Below are 16,098 nucleotides of genomic sequence, written 5' to 3'. Positions count from 1 at the left end.
GAAGAGTGGCCACTCATCGAATGCGATCTACACGAGGTGTACGGCGTGGACGCCGGTACCCCCGGCATCCTCCAAGCCCGGTCGTGGCGGTGGCTCCGGCTGCGCATCCTCGGCCTGCTCAGCGCTGACAGCCGCCTTGCCCGGCACTTCGCGCCCCCCGACCCCAAGACCCCCAAGGGAGGTGCGCGATGAGCCTCACCATCGGCGAGTTGACCGGGTTCGTAAGCCTCGACGTTCGCGAGGTAGACCGCGGCGTGGCCCGGGCCGGGCAGGCCATGACCCAGTTGCAGGGGGACATGACGGCCGGCGGCGACCGGGCCGGGCAGGCCGCAGGCGACGCGCTCGGCCAGGGCATCGCCCGCGGCGCAGATGGCCGGCTGCGTGATCTGCGCGGCCGATTCGCACGCGCCGGGCGGGAGGCCGGCGACGCGCTCGGCGACGGCATGACCGACGGCACCCGCGAGGGCGCCGCCGATGCCGAGCAGGAGGCCACGGGCATGATGGGCCGCCTCAAGCTCGCCGCGGCCGGAGCGGGCGCCATGGTCGGTGGCGTGCTGATGGCCGGTATCGGATCGGCCCTCGAGCAGGGGCAGATCACCGGCCGGCTTGGCGCGCAGCTCGGGGCAACCCCGGCCGTGGCCAAGCAGTACGGGCACATCGCCGGGCAGATGTACGCGGGTGCCGTCACCGAGGATTTCCAAGGGGCGGCCGACGCGATCCGGGCGACCATGAGCGCTGGTCTGGTGCCGCCGGACGCGACGAACGCACAGATTCAGTCCATCGCGACGAAGGTAAGCGACCTCGCGGGAACGTTCGAGCTCGACCTCGGACAGTCCGCAAATGCGGTCGGCCAGATCATGAAAACCGGTCTGGCGCCGAACGCTCAAACCGCGCTGGACATCATGACGCGCGGCCTACAGGTAATGGGCCCGCGCGCCGATGACCTCGCCGATACGTTCAATGAGTATTCGGTCCAGTTCCAACAGCTCGGACTGGACGCGCAGACCGCTACCGGACTGATGTCCCAGGGAATGAAGGCAGGCGCGCGCGATACGGATGTCGTCGCGGACGCTCTCAAAGAGGGCACCTTGCTGATGACGGAGATGGGCGACGGCGCCACCGACGCCCTGAAATCTATGGGCATGTCGGCGAGCGACGTTCAAGCAAAGATCGCCGGCGGCGGGAAGGGCGCCCGCGACGCTCTACAGCAGGTTCTCGACGGGCTGCGCGGTATCAAGGACCCGGCCGACCGGGCCGCGGCTGCAACGGCGCTCTTCGGGACCAAGAGCGAGGACATGCAGAAAGCCCTTCTCGCTCTCGACCCGTCCAAGGCGAAAGATGCCCTAGGCCAAGTCAAAGGCGCCGCGGACCGCATGGGCGACAGCCTTCGTGACAACGCGGCAACGCGCATGGAGCAGTTTAAGCGGGCCGCACAAGAGAAGCTGGTAGGAGTGCTCGGTAACTACGTGATGCCGATGCTCATGCAGTTCGGCGGTTTCGTGCAGCAACACATTTCATGGATCGGCCCATTGGCCGGGGTCATCCTCGGTATCGCGGCAGCCATGGGCATTTGGACCGCGGCACAAGCGGTCTTCAACGCGGTGATGGCGGCAAACCCGATCGTCCTAGTCATCGGCGCCATCATCGGCCTTATCGCCGTCATCGTCATTGCGTGGCAGAAGTCCGAGACGTTCCGCAACGTCGTCATGGCGGTGTGGGGCGCGGTGAAGTCCGCGATCTCAGGCGCGGTTGACGGCATCATGTCCGCGGTCGGCTGGTTCGCCACCATCCCGGGCCTGATCAGCGGATGGTTCGGGGCCGCGAAGAACTCGGCCGTTGCGAAGTGGAACGGGCTGCTGAACTGGTTGAAGGCATTCCCGGGCCGCGCGGTCGGGGCACTCTCTTCACTGGCCGGAATGCTCTGGAACACAGCGGCGACCGCGGGCGGGCGCCTGGTGTCCGCGATCAGCTCGAAGGTATCCAGCGCGATCAGCTGGATTCGGGGCTTGCCCGGACGCGCCAGGGCAGCGCTCGGCGATCTGGGAAGCAAGCTCTACAACTCCGGTCGATCGCTTGTCGGCGGGTTCATTAACGGCATCACCAGCAGGGCCGGCGACCTCTACAACAAGGCCGCAGGGCTGGTGTCCAAGGTGCGGAATCTCTTTCCGTTTTCTCCCGCGAAAGAAGGACCTTTCTCCGGGCGCGGCTACACCACCTATTCCGGCCGCGCACTGATCAACGGATTCGCCCAGGGAATCACTCAGCAGCAGGGCGCCGTAACGTCCGCTATGGCGCAGGTGGCGCAGGCCGGACACGACGCGCTTACCGGTTCCGTTCCAGCGCTGACGGTAGGACAGGGCGGCACTGCTGCTCTCACCGCGCCGCGCGCGGGTGCGGGCGCGGCCGGCGCGCCGGCGGGAACAATCGCGCCGCCGCAACCGGCGGTTGTGCGTATCGAAATCGACGCCGGCGACGGCGGCGACGACCTCACCCGCTGGATACGTAAAACCGTGCGCGTCAAAGGCCGCGGAAATGTGCAGCTCGCGTTCGGAGGTGGCTGATGGTATTCCCTGATCTTCGCGTGGAGATCCAAGCCGGCGGTATCTGGACGGATATCACCGCCGACACGTACACCACGCGACAGCAGGTGACCATCAGCCGGGGCCGAGCTGATGAGGCAGCGCGGAGCGATCCGGCCCGCTGTCAGCTCGGCCTGAACAATCGGGATGGCCGCTACACACCCAAAAATCCGCTGAGCCCGTACTTCGGGCTGATCGGACGGAACACGCCGATACGGGTCAGTGTGGGCGGCGCCCGGCCGCGGCTGGTTCTGGACGGCTCGCCCACCGGCTACGTCACCACCCCGGACGCCCCCGCGCTGGACATCGTGGGAGACCTCGACCTGCGGTGCGAAGCTGAGCTCGACTGGACCGCGTCCGGGCTGAACGAAGTCCTACTCGGGAAGTGGGACGGCGCGACCGCCCAGCGTTCATACGCGTTGCGTGTGCTGGATGGGCGGCTGCTGCTGAACTGGGCGCCTGATGGCGTCACCTCCCGGTTCGCCACGGTGACGCTGCCGACGCTGCCGGACCGGGCAGCGGTCCGCGCGACGTTGGACACCGACAACGGGGCCGGCGGCTGCTGCGTGACGTTCTACTGGGCGCGGTCGCTGGGCGGGCCATGGGTACAGATCGGTAGCCCGGTCACACAGGCCGAGACCACGAGCATCTTCTCGGGCACAGCGCCGCTCGGTGTCGGCCAGCCCGACCCCACCACCACCCCGGCACGCGTCCCGTTCACCGGCGCCGGCTACCGGTTCGAGGTCCGCAACGGCATCAACGGTCCCGTTGTGGCCTCGCCTGACTTCACCTCTCAGGCGCCCGGGGCGCGGTCATTCACAGACAGTGCCGGCCGCGCGTGGGCGCTCCAGGGGTCAGCCCAGATCAGTGACCGGCTGACCCGGTTCGCCGGCGAGGTCAGCAGCTGGCCATCCCGTTGGGGCGTGGCCGGCCAAGACGTGTGGGTGTCGCTGGAGGCGTCCGGCATTTCGCGGCGGCTGGGGCAGGGCGTGAAGTCCCTGGCGTCCACGCTGCGCCGCCGAATCCCCTCTGACCCCGATCTCTTGGCCTACTGGCCGATGGAGGAAGCGAGAGACGCGAGTCAGGCGTACAGCCCCCTCGCCGGCGTACAGCCGATGGTGGTCAGCGGTGTGGAATTCGCCTCGGATAGCACCCTTGACGGATCGTCCCCGCTCCCGAAGATCGGCCCGGGCAGCAGCTTCGGCGGACAGGTCCCGCCCGGCCCCGACGGGGGATGGCGCCTCGAGCTGGTGTACAAGCTCGATGCCTTCCCCGCCGCGGCGCCGTTCATCATGCTCGAGGTCCGCACCACCGGCACCTATGACCGAATTCAGCTCGAGGTGCGGCCGAGCGGCACAGTGCGCCTGTACGGCGTCAGTAGCACCGGCTCCAGCTCCTCCACCACGCAACTACTCAGCATCACCGGGGACGGCTTCACCGGCGATTGGAACCGTCTACAGGTCCGCGGCGAAACCAACGGCACGGTATCGACCTATCACGTGAACTGGTTCGACGTCGGCGGCGGGGAGCGCGGGCTGTCCACCGATGTGACGGGGCCCGCCGTGGGGCACATCACCGCCATCTCCTCCGCCCCCGGCACGGCCATGGAACAGCTCAACCTGTTCATGGGCCACCTCTCCGTCATCGGCGCGGTGCAGTCCACGATCTACAACAGCGCCGATGACGGGTTCGCGGGTGACAGCACCTGGGCGCGCATGCGCCGCCTGAGCCAAGAAGAGTCCGTTCCGCTGGTCATCAGCGGGGCGGATGCTGACACCCCGGCCATGGGCCCGCAGCGGCCGGCCACGCTGCTGGACCTGCTGCAACAGGCCGCCGACACCGACGGCGGAATCTTGGGCGAGGCACGCGACCGGCTCGCCCTGCGATACCGCGTGCGAACCAGCCTCTACAGCCAACCGCCGGCGCTCGAACTGGACTACGCCGCGCCCGGGCTGGCGCCACCACTCGACCCTCTCGACGACGACGCCGCCGTACGTAACGACGTCACGGTCAACCGGATCGGTGGCAGCTCGGCGCGCGCGGTGGCGGAGTCCGGGCCCCTGTCCGTACAGCCCCCGCCGTACGGAGTGGGGACGTATGACGAGTCGGTCGACCTGTCCCTCGCGAACGACACACAGGCCGAGCCTGTCGCGTACTGGCGCCTGTGGCAGGGCACGCAGGATGAGATCCGGTACCCGAGCGTGCACGTCAACGTCGCTGACGCGCCGCACCTACTCGAGCCAGCAGCCGCGGTCATCGAGGGGAGCCGCATCACGATCGCCAACCCCCCGCCATGGCTCCCGCCCTCGACGATCGACCTGTTGGTACAGGGGTATACGGAAACGTTCCGGCCGTACGCATGGGACATGACGTTCACGTGCTCGCCGGCGCGCCCGTGGAACGTCGCCGTCACGGGCGACGACGGCGCGGTGGTCCGCGAGGACTTCGAGGACACGACGTACGCCCTGAGCATCACGGACGGCGGCACCCTGCCGTGGACCCGCACCAGCGCACAGGCGTACGCGGGAACGTGGTCGCTGCGTTCCGGCGCGGTGGCCAACAACCAGACCAGTGACGCGGTGATCGCGGTCCCGTCCGGGGCAACCTCGCTGTCGTTCTGGTATCGCGTCAGCAGCGAAGCAGGCGGGGCCGGGTTCGAGGGCGACCGGCTGCTCGTGTTCCGCGACGGCGTGCAGCAGCTCCGCGCACAGGGCACGGTCGGATGGACGCAATACACCCTCGACGTCACCGGCGCGGCGGTCGTCACCTTCCGGTACGTCAAGGACAACTCCGCGGCATCCGGGGAGGACGCGGCGTACATCGATGACCTCGCCGTCGTCGTTCCTCCGGTCGTCGCGGGCCCGCTGTCCGTGGCGGACACCGACGGGAGCCAGCTCGCCGCGGCGATATCGCCGACCGATACCGCGTTGCCCGTCGCCGTGACCAGTGGCCCCCTGTGGCCGACCGGCCCGGATTTCGCGCCCGTTGACGTCGTCCTCGGCGGCGAGCAGGTCACCGTTACCGCCGTCACCGGCACCACCTCGCCGCAGATCCTCACCGTCACCAGGGCCGTAAACGGCATCACCAAGGCGCACGCGGCGGGCACCGCCGTGAGCCTTCCACAACCCGCTATCGCCGCCTTGTAGGAGGCCACATTGTCCACCCCCGTGCAGCAGTGGCACCCGGGCATGCCCGTCACCGCCGGCCGGCTCCAATACATGCTGGAAAGGCTCGCAGAATCCCTCACCGTGAGCGCGTACGGCGCGACCGGCGACGGCGTCACAAACGACGCTCCAGCGATTCAGGAGGCGCTAAACGAGGCGCGCGCCGCCGGCGGCGGCTGGGTGGTGATACCGCCCGGGAAATACCTGCTGTCGACACTGCCACTACGCATCTACCGGAACACGCGCCTGACTCTGCTACCGGGGGCCGAATTCCGTCGGAACGCAGCAGAGACGATGATTCTCAACGGCGATGCCGCGCAGAATTTCAGCGGCTACGGTGGCGAATCGGGAATCGTTATCGAGGGCGGCCTCTGGAATATGCGCGGAACGGTCGCCGGATTGACCGGCTCAGTGATGTGCATCAGTATCGGACACGCCTCGGACATCACTATTCGGGATCTCGAAGTCAGGGATCTTCCCGGCTTCCATGCGGTCGAATTGAATTCGACCAAACGAGGCATCATCCAGAACTGCAAATTCCGCGGCTACATCGACCCTGGGGCGCGCGACTTTTCCGAAGCAATTCAGCTCGACCTGGCAAAGTCGGTCGGAGTTTTCGGCGGATTTGGCCCGTATGACCACACACCGACCGAGGACATCCTCATTGAAGGGTGCTATTTCGGCGCCTCGGGCACTGCCGGCACCACGGCATGGCCGCGAGGAATCGGCTCCCACAGCGCGACGATCAGCAAGTTTCACCGACGGATTCGCATTCTCGGAAACACGTTTGAATCGGTCCTACAGTACGGCGTGAGCGCCTACAACTGGGAAGACACCACCGTGAGCGGGAATACGTTTTCGTCGTGTGGGTCCGGCGTGCGCATTCGATCGGTCATCACCTCCGACACGGAGGACACGAAAGACCCGAACGGCACGCAGACGTCGGCGAGCCAGTCCATCAAAAACTTCGCCATCACGGGAAACACATTCCGATTCGGCGGCGGGTACGACGAGCCGATAGTTGCATTGGGCGAAAGCACTGGACAGGTTCTCAACCTGTCCATATCCGGCAATGCGATCGACACTTCGGCCAGCGCTCAGAACGGCATCCGGTTGCAGTACGTCGAGCGATTCAGCGTCACCGGAAACACTATCTCCAACGTGGACGGCACCGCCGTATCTCTGGAGAACTGCACGAACGGCAACGCGGGGACGAATCAAATCTACACGCCCGGCGCCCACGGAATTACCGCCGTCACCTGTACGCACACCAGCCTGAACGCGAACAACATCATGTACGCCGCCAATAATGGAATTCTCGTGCAGGACGGTAGCGACATTCAGGTGAAAAACAACTACATCAAGAGCCCCGGGCGCGCGGCAAATGCAGCGTGGTACGGAATCCGCGTCAGTACGAACGCATCCAGCGTTCACCTGACCGGCAATAAAACGCGCCCGAACGGGTCCGGGAATGAGGCCATTCACGGCCTGTCAATCTCGAACGCGTGCACCTTCATTGCGCGCTACGGAAATGATTTCCGGGGCTCCCAGTTCACCGGCGGCACCGGCATGAACGACGCCTCGCCGTCCCCGCAGACCCTCGCAACCGACCTCAGCTGACCTCAGCTGCCCCACCCTCACACCGCCCCCGGCACCGCGCCGCGGGCGTTTTCTCATGTCTGGAGACACCCCCAGTGGCACGCATGCCGGGCGCCGAGTGGCGCCCCATCCCGATCAACTTCACCCACGGCGGACAGGACTCCGTACGCGGTGTGGTCGTGCACATCATGGCCGGCACCCTCGCCGGTACCGACAGTTGGTTCCGCAGCTCCAAGGCCAAGGCATCGAGTCACTTCGGGACCGGCAGGGGCGGCAAGCTGTATCAGTGGGTCGACACCGCCGACCGGGCGTGGGCGCAGGCCGGCGGAAACAGAACGTGGCTCAGCGTCGAGAACGAGGGCGAGGGCGGCGACGAGCTCACCGACGACCAGCTCGACCGCAACGCGCAGGTACTCGCGTGGGCCCACGAGAAGCACGGCGTACCGCTCCAGCTCGCCAAGTCTCCCAGCGACCGCGGACTCGGGTACCACGCCATGGGGGGCGACGCGTGGGGCGGCCATCTGTCGTGCCCCGGGAAGCGCATCATTGCGCAGCTGCCCGAGATCCTGCGCCGAGCGAAGAAGCTCACCGCCGGCGGCACCGCGCCGGCCCCGACCAGGCCCGCGCCGAGCAAGCCGAAGACGGTCGACCTGTCCAAGCTGATCACCGCCGCCAAGAGGGACCCCGCCAAGGCCGGTACCCCTGTGTCGTACGCAGGCGCCCGCGTCGTCGAGGACGCCCTCGCCGCCGAGGGTCTGCTCGAGCGGCGGTATGTCGACGGCCATTTCGGCAGCGCGACCGTGGCCGCGTACTCCCGGTGGCAGCGCCGTTGCGGCTACGTCGGGGCCGCCGCCGATGGAATCCCCGGCCGCGCGAGCCTCGACGTGCTCGCCCACCGCCACGGATTCCGGGTGACCGAGTAGCCACCCCTCGACCCCGGCCCGCCCCGGCACCGCGCCGGGGCGGGCATCACCCCCCGAACGAACGGACACCCCGCCGTGACCGACAAGAACCGCCGCACCGCGCGCACCGTCGTACAGACCATCGTCGGCCTCGCCGCCGCGCTCCCGATCCTGCTGCCCACGCTCGGCGTACCCTCCACGGCCGCCGGCTATGGCGTCGTGCTCGCCGTCGCCGCCGCCGTCACGCGCGCCATGGCCTCGCCCACCGTGCAACGCATCCTGCCCGCATGGCTGCGCACCGCGCCGGACGCGGGAGGCAGTAGGCAGTGACGACCGACCCCTCGCCGTCCGATCCGGCCGCGGTCACGCTCGAGCTCGAGCGGATACGCCGCAGCATCGAGGTGGGCTTCACCCGCACCGACGGTGCCCTCGCCCTACTGGTGCAGCGGCATGACCACAGCGACGAAGCGCTCAAGGACCATGCCCGCCGGCTCGACAGCGCCGACGGCCGTCTCGACACCCTCGAGCGCGGCGAAACCGACCGTCAGAAGCGCACCGAGGACCGCCTCGCCGCCCTCGAACGCGCACGGTGGCCACTGCCGTCCGTCGCCGCGCTGGTCGCCCTGTGCGGCCTCATCCTGTCCGCATGGCAACTCGCCAACAGGTAGTAGTCAACGCCCCCCCCACGCGGCCTCACGGGCTGTTGTGGGGGGCGTTCTGTGCGTTGGGCACCGTCCGGCCGTAGGCTCGGCCGCGCCAGCACAGCGAGCGGCCCGCCCCCGAATCCCCCGGGGACGGGCCGCGCTGCTGCTCCCGTACGCCTATGCGTCGAATCGGCCCTCGCGGACCGCGGACACGAACGCCGTCATCTGCTCGCGGCTCACCAGCAGGGCAGGCCCCGCCGGCCGCTTGCTGTCCCGCACCGCGACCGACTCACTGTCGACGATGCCGACCTCGACACAGTCCGACTGAGTGCCCGACGCGCTCGACTTCCACCAGGTAACCGGCAAGGTCGACGCGTCATCAATCCTGGTCATCCATGATCCCTTATCTCTGCGATGCGATCTGCGGACGCATCGACCGGAAGCGCGACCGCACGCAACCGCTCGAACGCGTCCCGGTAGACGCCCACCTGTTCCCGATCCTCGACATACAGAGCCGAGGTCAGACTCTCCGTGTGGACGACATCGAGGTCTGCAAGCCCCTCGAAACCGAGTACCGAGAACGCTCCCAACTGCCCAGCGTGGAGCGGGGCATCCGTCGGCAACACCTGAATACTGACGTTCGACCGTCGGCTCAGCGTCAGCAACCTGGACAGCTGGCCGTACATCACACCTTCGCCAATGCAACGCGTGCGTAGCGCTCCCTCACCGACGATGGCCGATAGGGCGACCGGTTGTTCCCGTGAGGTGAGTACAGATTGCCGGGCGAGGCGCACCTCGACCAACGCATCGAGCTTCCCCTCGACCGCGGCCGACATGTCGATACTCGTCATGAGCTCCCGGGCGTACTCCCCGGTTTGGAGTAGCCCCGGAATGACGCCCATCTGCCACGTACGCACGTCCGTTGCCTCAGCCTCCAGGCTGATCAAGTCCTCATAGACCGGCGACAGCACGCCCCGGTACGACTGCCACCAGCCGCGCCGCGAGCCCTCTCGTGTAAGGGCGAGCAAGGCCGCGCGTAGCTCCGTGTCATCCGCTCCGTACAGGTCGAGCAACATCTCGACATCAGGCGCCTTGGCCGCGCTGCGGGCAGTCTCGAGCCGACTCAACTTGGCCACCGTGATGCGGCCAGACGACTTCTCGGCTACGTCGTCGAGCGTGAGGTCGAGGGCGACCCGAAGCGCGCGCAACTTGGCGCCGAGCCTGCGCCGGCGAACCGTTGGTGCGCTCACGTACCCCTCCGTTTCGTGGTGTTGGTCGACAGTCTGCCGCTTGCGCTCCGACCATGTCACGTCGCAAACCTCCTGTCTGCCGCGATCTCGCGACGACATATGCAAATTCTCATTTCACTCGTCCGAGGGTTGCACATCTCGTGTGATCAGGAGCACTCTGGTGCGACGAAAAGTAATCGTGTCGCTACTGGCGTGACGTATTTCGTGCGCCTATATGCGTCCTCATGAGGGGATTTGCATGGTGACCATGCAACGACGCCCGTCCGATCCACCCTGCCGTTCAGCTCCGTCCGACCCCCCGCCGCAAGCTAAGTTCTCCCGGGAGCCGGAGACCGTCGGACATGCGCGCGAGTACGCCCTCGAGGTGATCCAGCGCACCGCCCCAGACCTCGCGGCCGACCACGTCGGCGACGTGCAGTTGATCGTCTCCGAGTTAGTTACCAACGCGCTCCGGTACGGAGGCGAGCCGGGCGACAGCGTCGCCGTCGTCGTCGAGGTATCGCTCGACCGGGCGCGGGTCGAGGTACACGACACCAGCCGCCGTCGGCCGAAGTTCAAACCGGCCTCCGAGGAACGGCAACGTGGGCGCGGCCTGTTCATCGTCGATGCGCTGGCCATCGCGTGGGGCGTGGACGACCGGCCGCTCGGAAAGATCGTATGGGCGGAACTGAAATGGACATGACCGAAATCCGCCCGATACCCGGCCCCGGATTCGTGGCGCGCCTGCTCGTCTCGTCATGGGTAGACCCGATGAGAGATTCTGACGCACCGGTGCCGTTCATGCTGATCGGGCATCCGGGCCCGCGGCACCCGGGGGAGACCACCGAGAGTGTCGAGCGCGGCCTCTTAGGCATGGCGGATGCCATGCGGCTGTCGCCGGCGTCCGACCGGGTACCCCACATTGGTCCCCGCCTGCTGATCGGCGGGCGCGTGACAGCCCTCGACTACGGCCACCCGTCCTTCTTCTTCCGGGTGCCGTCCCCGTCGGCGCGGTGGCGCGAGCTGGTTGCCCGCGGCCAACTGGCATGTATGACCCTCTGCCTCGATCCCGTGCCATTCGGAGCGGGTCCGGATGGTACCGAGGCGTTCATCGGTCGCTCTATCGCGAACGGGCGGGCCCTCATGGGCGCGGTGTCCGCACGCACCCGATAGAGCCCCACAACGGCCCCGGTCGCCCCTAATCCCCCGGGGGGGCGGCCGGGGTCTTCCCTTGCCCGCAGAACGCACCGGGCCCCGCTCGCCATCGCTCCCCAGCGATGTCGAACGGGGCCCGTTCGATGCCCTGACCGCCGTCCCCAGACCTGTTTACGCAGGTCCGGGGCCCGCCACTGCTGCGGATGTTTCACCGCAACAGGTGCCCAGCTGTCCGGGCTTCGTGCCGTCCGCCGCACCCCCGTCCCCACGGGGCTGATGGCCAGGAAGTCCCCGGCCCGGGCCGCTCTCCCGGGCCCGGAGCGCTCAGCGCCCCAGTATTCCCGCCACGGACGACGCCTGTGTGACGACGGCTTCCCAGCCGCCGAACGCGATGCTCAGCAGGACGGCCAACGGCAGCACGATGGCCGCCGCGACCAGAGGATGGCGGGTGCCGGTCTGCGGGCTGCCGAACGCGTCGAGAGCCCGCCTTCTGCGCGCCCTGACGACCGTGCGTCCCACCGTGTCCGCCATCGTCCTTCCTCCGTCACATCTGGAGCGGCGAGCGTCTGACCTCGGGGGACGAGTGCTGCGCCCGCCGCTTGACCTCAACATTAGGCGCGCGCCCCGGTGCACGGCGTCATGCCCTCGTACCGCTTGCCGGGCCTCCCGGAGGATGACGCCGGACCGGGCCTCGTACTCCCCTGGGTGGAGAAATCCGCCCGGGACTTGGGGTCTTCCCGGAGGGGTCCACCGGAGCGGGTCCCTCCGGGGGGCTTCCGGTGGGGTTCCCGGGGTGGAACGGCCCTACTCACGGTCCCCGTCCGCGCCTCGCGGCACCGGCTGCTCCACCAGCGCCAGGACCCGGTTCGCCATGAAGCGGGCCGTCCGCACCACAGACCCGTTTCGGGTGACTTCGCTCACTTCCACCACCCCTCGGCGCACCGCCGTCTCGACCCGCCGCCCCGCCCTTCCGGCCACCACTTCGTACGTCCGCGTCGTGTCGCCCGCGTCCACCACTATCTCCACACGATCACCCTTCACGGCCTCAATCCCCCTTCTGAGACGGTCTTTTGAGATCACGCACGCGCAAACCGGAGCACGGATTGCCACGATTCCGGCCCACTTCTCCAGGATCCCAGGCACCACTGACAATCCATAGGCCGACGCATGCGCGGCCTCTCAGCGCGCGGGGCCGTCAATCCGTAAGCTGTGCACGTCAGACGGACGGCACTGGATCGGCAGCAGACGGCAGCGGATGGGGCTCCCCACCAAGGGGTAAGGGAAGGGCTCCCCACCGGAGGTAGGGGACGGACATGGCGATGATGCGGCTCCGGCGCGAGGACCCGCGTGTCGTCGGCTCCTTCCGGCTTCACCGGCGGCTCGGCGCGGGCGGTATGGGGGTCGTCTACCTCGGCTCCGACCGGCGCGGGCAGCGGGTGGCACTGAAGGTCATCCGGCCGGATCTGGCGGAGGACCGGGAGTTCCGGTCGCGGTTCGCCCGCGAGGTGTCCGCCGCGCGGCGGATCCGCGGCGGCTGTACGGCGCGGCTGGTGGCCGCGGACCTGGAGGCCGACCGGCCGTGGTTCGCCACCCAGTACGTGCCGGGCCCCTCCCTGCACGACAAGGTGAACGAGGAGGGCCCGCTGCCGGCCGCGCACGTCGCGTCCGTCGGGTCCGCGCTGGCCGAGGGGCTGTTGGCGGTGCACGAGGCGGGGGTCGTCCACCGTGACCTCAAGCCGTCGAACATCCTGCTCTCCCCCAAGGGCCCCCGCATCATCGACTTCGGCATCGCCTGGGCGACCGGGGCCAGCACGCTGACCCACGTCGGCACGGCCGTCGGCTCCCCCGGCTTCCTCGCGCCCGAGCAGGTGCGGGGCGCGGCCGTCACCCCGGCGACCGACGTGTTCGCGCTGGGCGCCACGCTCGCGTACGCCTCGACGGCGGATTCGCCGTTCGGGCACGGGAGTTCCGAGGTGATGCTGTACCGCGTCGTGCACGAGGAGCCGCAGCTGCTCGGGGTGCCGGACGCGCTGGCTCCGCTGCTGCACGCGTGCCTCGCGAAGGACCCGGAGGACCGGCCGACGACGCTCCAGCTCTCGCTGCGGCTCAAGGAGATCGCGGCGCGGGAGGCGCACGGGACTCACGGGGCCCACGGTGCGCAGGGGCATGCCCCGGACGGGCGTCCCGTGGGGCGGCGGGCCGACGCGTACGCGGACCAGCACACGGAGCGCCGCCCCGGAGCGGGTACGCCCCCTCGCGGCACGCCGTCCCGGGGCACGCCGCCCCGGGGAGCGGCGGCGCCGCGGGCGTCGTCGCCGCGGCCGGGACAGCCCGGTGCGGGGGCGGCGCGTACGACGGGGCGCAACACCCCGGCGCGCCCCCCGGCGCAGCGCCGCGGCGCCCAGCGCCCCCCGGCCCGTACGGTCCGCACCGCCCCGAACGGCCGCCGACCCGCTCCGGACCGGCTCCGGCTGCTGCGTCAGCGGCTGACGGTCTTCGTGGTGGTGACGCTGCTGGTCGCGCTGGGTATCGCGGCGGCCCAGGGCTGCCAGGGCCCGTCCCGCGGCCTGGGCGTCCCGACGGCACCCACCGCACCTGGTGCGCCGGAGGCAGGCCCAGCGGGCGGCCTCTGACGCGGGATGCGGGAGGAGCCCCCTATGCCTCCGGGCGGCCCGTGGTGACGGCGTAGAAGGCCACGGCCGCCGCCGCGCCCACGTTGAGGGAGTCGACGCCGTGGGCCATCGGGATGCGGACCCATTCATCGGCGGACATCAGGGCCTGGGTGGAGAGGCCGTCGCCCTCGGCGCCCAGCATCAGGGCGACGCGGTCCAGGCGGTGAGGGGCGGCGTCGTCCAGGGAGGTGGCCTTTTCGTCGGGCGTGAGGGCGAGGATCTTGAAGCCCGCGTGCCGGACCGCTTCGAGTCCGCGCGGCCAGGTCTCCAGACGGGCGTACGGGACGGAGAAGACGGCGCCCATGGAGACCTTCACGGAGCGGCGGTAGAGGGGGTCGGCGCAGTCCGGGGAGAGGAGGACGGCGTCCATGCCGAGCGCGGCGGCGCTGCGGAAGATGGCGCCGATGTTGGTGTGGTCGTTGACGGATTCCATGATCACGACGCGTCGGGCGCCGGACAGGAGCTCCTCGGCCTCGGGCAGGGGTTTGCGCTGCATGGAGGCCAGGGCGCCGCGGTGGACGTGGTAGCCCGTCACGCGTTCGGCCAGTTCGGGGGTGACGGCGTAGACGGGAGCGGGGACGTCCTCGATGACGTCGCGCATGACGTCGACCCACTTGGACGACAGCAGCATCGAGCGCATCTCGTAACCGGCGAGGCGGGCTCGCCGGATCACCTTCTCGCCCTCGGCGATGAACAAGCCTTCGGCGGGCTCGCGCTTGCGTCGTAGCTCCACATCGGTCAGACCCGTGTAGTCGCGCAGCCGCGGGTCGTCGGGATCATCGACGGTGATGAGATCAGCCACTTGAGTGATACTGCCTTGTCCTGGATGCCGTGCCAATGCGGCGACGTGAGGAAGTTACCGGTGGTTACGTCAGGCGGGGGCCGACGGTCACGACGTCGCCGATCACGATGACGGCGGGCGGCCGTACGCCCTCGGCGGTGACCGTGTCCCCCACCGTGGCCAGGGTGGCGTCCACGCGGCGCTGGGCGGCGGTGGTGCCCTCCTGGATGACGGCGACGGGGGTGTCGGGGCCCCGGCCGTGGTGGATGAGGGCGGCGGCGATGGCGCCGATCTTCTCGACGGCCATCAGGAGGACGAGCGTGCCGCGCAGGCTCGCGAGCGCGGACCAGTCGACGAGGGAGCGGGGGTCGTCGGGGGCGACATGGCCGCTGACCACGGTGAACTCATGGGCGACCCCGCGGTGGGTGACCGGGATTCCGGCGGTGGCGGGGACGCTGATGGAGCTGGAGATGCCGGGGACGACCGTGCAGGGGATACCGGCCTCGGCGAGCGCCTCGGCCTCTTCCATGCCGCGGCCGAAGACGAACGGGTCGCCGCCCTTGAGCCGGACGACCGACTTGCCCGCCTTGGCGTGTTCGATCAGCGCGTTGTTGATCGCTTCCTGGGCCATGAAACGGCCGTACGGGATCTTCGCGGCGTCGATGACCTCGACGTGCGGCGGGAGTTCGTCGAGGAGGTCGCGGGGGCCGAGCCGGTCGGCCACCACGACGTCGGCCTCGGCGAGGAGACGGCGGCCGCGGACGGTGATCAGGTCCGGGTCGCCGGGGCCGCCGCCCACCAGGGCGACGTGCGGGCCACGGGTGCGGTGGCGGGGCGCGGCGAGGGTGCCGTCGCGCAGGCCCTCGACCACGGCGTCGCGCACGGCGGCGGAGCGGCGCGGGTCCTGCCCGGTGAGCACGGCGACGGTGACGCCCTCGCTGCGCCCGGTGGCCGGGGTCCAGGCGGACGCGGCCTCGGCGTCGTCGCTGCGTACGCACCACACCCGGCGCGCCTCGGCCTCGGCGGAGGCGGCGGCGTTGGCGGCCGGGTCGTCGGTGGTGATCAGCGCGTACCAGGCGCCCTCGAAGTCGCCTTCCCTGTAGCGGCGGCGCTCCCAGCGCACCTCCCCCGCCTCGGCCATGGCCTCGACGGAGGGCGTCGCGGAGGGCGAGATCAGCAGGATGTCCGCGCCCGCGGCGATCAGCGCGGGCAACCGGCGCTGGGCGACCTGGCCCGCCCCGAGGACGACGACGCGCCGCCCCGTGAGGCGCAGTCCGACAGGGTATGCGTAGTTCTCGGACATGGCGGTGCGGCTCTCCTCGTGCAGAATGCCTGCCGCTGCGGCGCTGGAGCGGCTGATCAACTCAACAGGT

At 69.3% G+C, this 16,098-nt stretch carries 16 protein-coding genes; 10 read left to right on the top strand and 6 right to left on the bottom strand.

What is annotated here, in order from left to right:
- Nucleotides 1-45: 45 nt before the first annotated feature.
- From ACZ59A_RS35520 to ACZ59A_RS35490, 7 genes are all read left to right on the top strand, one after another.
- The gene (locus ACZ59A_RS35520) at nt 46-192 is read left to right on the top strand and encodes a hypothetical protein (protein WP_470967443.1); all 147 of its coding nucleotides are present in this window, start codon (nt 46-48) and stop codon (nt 190-192) included.
- On the top strand, nt 189-2,561 hold the full coding sequence (locus ACZ59A_RS35515) for a phage tail tape measure protein (protein ID WP_470967441.1): 2,373 nt from the start codon (nt 189-191) through the stop codon (nt 2,559-2,561). The genes ACZ59A_RS35520 and ACZ59A_RS35515 overlap by 4 nt, the downstream gene beginning before the upstream one ends.
- A 20-nt stretch (nt 2,562-2,581) precedes the next feature.
- Nucleotides 2,582-5,725: a hypothetical protein gene (locus ACZ59A_RS35510; RefSeq protein ID WP_470967440.1), complete on the top strand. Its 3,144-nt coding sequence runs from the start codon at nt 2,582-2,584 to the stop codon at nt 5,723-5,725.
- A 21-nt stretch (nt 5,726-5,746) separates the two neighbouring features.
- Nucleotides 5,747-7,363, top strand: a complete 1,617-nt coding sequence (locus ACZ59A_RS35505; RefSeq protein WP_470967439.1) for a right-handed parallel beta-helix repeat-containing protein — start codon at nt 5,747-5,749, stop codon at nt 7,361-7,363.
- An 83-nt stretch (nt 7,364-7,446) separates the two neighbouring features.
- Nucleotides 7,447-8,265, top strand: a complete 819-nt coding sequence (locus tag ACZ59A_RS35500; RefSeq protein ID WP_470967700.1) for an N-acetylmuramoyl-L-alanine amidase — start codon at nt 7,447-7,449, stop codon at nt 8,263-8,265.
- Nucleotides 8,266-8,340: 75 nt separating this feature from the next.
- Entirely contained in the window at nt 8,341-8,574 is a 234-nt protein-coding gene (locus ACZ59A_RS35495) for a hypothetical protein (RefSeq protein ID WP_468944112.1), read from the top strand.
- Nucleotides 8,571-8,912: a hypothetical protein gene (locus ACZ59A_RS35490; RefSeq protein WP_470967437.1), complete on the top strand. Its 342-nt coding sequence runs from the start codon at nt 8,571-8,573 to the stop codon at nt 8,910-8,912. The genes ACZ59A_RS35495 and ACZ59A_RS35490 overlap by 4 nt, the downstream gene beginning before the upstream one ends.
- 153 nt (nt 8,913-9,065) lie before the next feature.
- Here ACZ59A_RS35490 and ACZ59A_RS35485 read toward each other — a convergent pair whose 3' ends face one another.
- Entirely contained in the window at nt 9,066-9,281 is a 216-nt protein-coding gene (locus ACZ59A_RS35485; protein ID WP_470967436.1) for a DUF397 domain-containing protein, read from the bottom strand.
- Nucleotides 9,278-10,138, bottom strand: coding sequence for a helix-turn-helix domain-containing protein (locus tag ACZ59A_RS35480; RefSeq protein ID WP_470967434.1), 861 nt, complete (start codon nt 10,136-10,138; stop codon nt 9,278-9,280). The genes ACZ59A_RS35485 and ACZ59A_RS35480 overlap by 4 nt, the downstream gene beginning before the upstream one ends.
- Nucleotides 10,139-10,352: 214 nt before the next feature.
- On the opposite strand from ACZ59A_RS35480, the gene ACZ59A_RS35475 reads away from it, so the two are divergent.
- Both ACZ59A_RS35475 and ACZ59A_RS35470 read left to right on the top strand, forming a co-directional pair.
- On the top strand, nt 10,353-10,820 hold the full coding sequence (locus ACZ59A_RS35475; protein ID WP_470967432.1) for an ATP-binding protein: 468 nt from the start codon (nt 10,353-10,355) through the stop codon (nt 10,818-10,820).
- Entirely contained in the window at nt 10,811-11,290 is a 480-nt protein-coding gene (locus tag ACZ59A_RS35470) for a hypothetical protein (RefSeq protein ID WP_470967430.1), read from the top strand. The genes ACZ59A_RS35475 and ACZ59A_RS35470 overlap by 10 nt, the downstream gene beginning before the upstream one ends.
- A gap of 306 nt (nt 11,291-11,596) precedes the next feature.
- Here ACZ59A_RS35470 and ACZ59A_RS35465 read toward each other — a convergent pair whose 3' ends face one another.
- Together ACZ59A_RS35465 and ACZ59A_RS35460 are read right to left on the bottom strand one after the other, a co-directional pair.
- Nucleotides 11,597-11,803, bottom strand: coding sequence for a hypothetical protein (locus ACZ59A_RS35465; protein ID WP_470967428.1), 207 nt, complete (start codon nt 11,801-11,803; stop codon nt 11,597-11,599).
- Between the two features lie 273 nt (nt 11,804-12,076).
- Nucleotides 12,077-12,313, bottom strand: coding sequence for a hypothetical protein (locus tag ACZ59A_RS35460; RefSeq protein WP_055557600.1), 237 nt, complete (start codon nt 12,311-12,313; stop codon nt 12,077-12,079).
- A gap of 272 nt (nt 12,314-12,585) precedes the next feature.
- Here ACZ59A_RS35460 and ACZ59A_RS35455 point away from each other — a divergent pair, with 272 nt between their 5' ends.
- Nucleotides 12,586-13,905: a serine/threonine-protein kinase gene (locus ACZ59A_RS35455; protein WP_470967425.1), complete on the top strand. Its 1,320-nt coding sequence runs from the start codon at nt 12,586-12,588 to the stop codon at nt 13,903-13,905.
- A 22-nt stretch (nt 13,906-13,927) separates the two neighbouring features.
- Here the strand turns inward: ACZ59A_RS35455 and ACZ59A_RS35450 are convergent, their stop codons facing one another.
- Together ACZ59A_RS35450 and cobA are read right to left on the bottom strand one after the other, a co-directional pair.
- Entirely contained in the window at nt 13,928-14,746 is an 819-nt protein-coding gene (locus ACZ59A_RS35450; protein WP_468046468.1) for a TrmH family RNA methyltransferase, read from the bottom strand.
- Nucleotides 14,747-14,810: 64 nt separating this feature from the next.
- A complete protein-coding gene (gene cobA, locus ACZ59A_RS35445) occupies nt 14,811-16,028 on the bottom strand; it encodes a uroporphyrinogen-III C-methyltransferase (protein WP_470967422.1) in 1,218 nt (405 codons plus the stop codon).
- Nucleotides 16,029-16,098 lie beyond the last annotated feature (70 nt).

The sequence above is a fragment of the Streptomyces sp. NPDC040405 genome (assembly GCF_055595765.1).
This window is presented reverse-complemented; position numbering and strand designations above follow the sequence as displayed.

What these genes read in the sequence shown, in the direction of transcription:
- ACZ59A_RS35515 (WP_470967441.1), top strand. Translation starts at nt 189, where the DNA reads ATGAGCCTCACCATCGGCGAGTTGACCGGGTTCGTAAGCCTCGACGTT.
- ACZ59A_RS35500 (WP_470967700.1), top strand. Translation starts at nt 7,447, where the DNA reads ATGCCGGGCGCCGAGTGGCGCCCCATCCCGATCAACTTCACCCACGGC.
- ACZ59A_RS35485 (WP_470967436.1), bottom strand. Translation starts at nt 9,281, where the DNA reads ATGACCAGGATTGATGACGCGTCGACCTTGCCGGTTACCTGGTGGAAG.
- ACZ59A_RS35475 (WP_470967432.1), top strand. Translation starts at nt 10,353, where the DNA reads ATGCGTCCTCATGAGGGGATTTGCATGGTGACCATGCAACGACGCCCG.
- ACZ59A_RS35470 (WP_470967430.1), top strand. Translation starts at nt 10,811, where the DNA reads ATGGACATGACCGAAATCCGCCCGATACCCGGCCCCGGATTCGTGGCG.
- ACZ59A_RS35465 (WP_470967428.1), bottom strand. Translation starts at nt 11,803, where the DNA reads ATGGCGGACACGGTGGGACGCACGGTCGTCAGGGCGCGCAGAAGGCGG.
- ACZ59A_RS35455 (WP_470967425.1), top strand. Translation starts at nt 12,586, where the DNA reads ATGGCGATGATGCGGCTCCGGCGCGAGGACCCGCGTGTCGTCGGCTCC.
- cobA (WP_470967422.1), bottom strand. Translation starts at nt 16,028, where the DNA reads ATGTCCGAGAACTACGCATACCCTGTCGGACTGCGCCTCACGGGGCGG.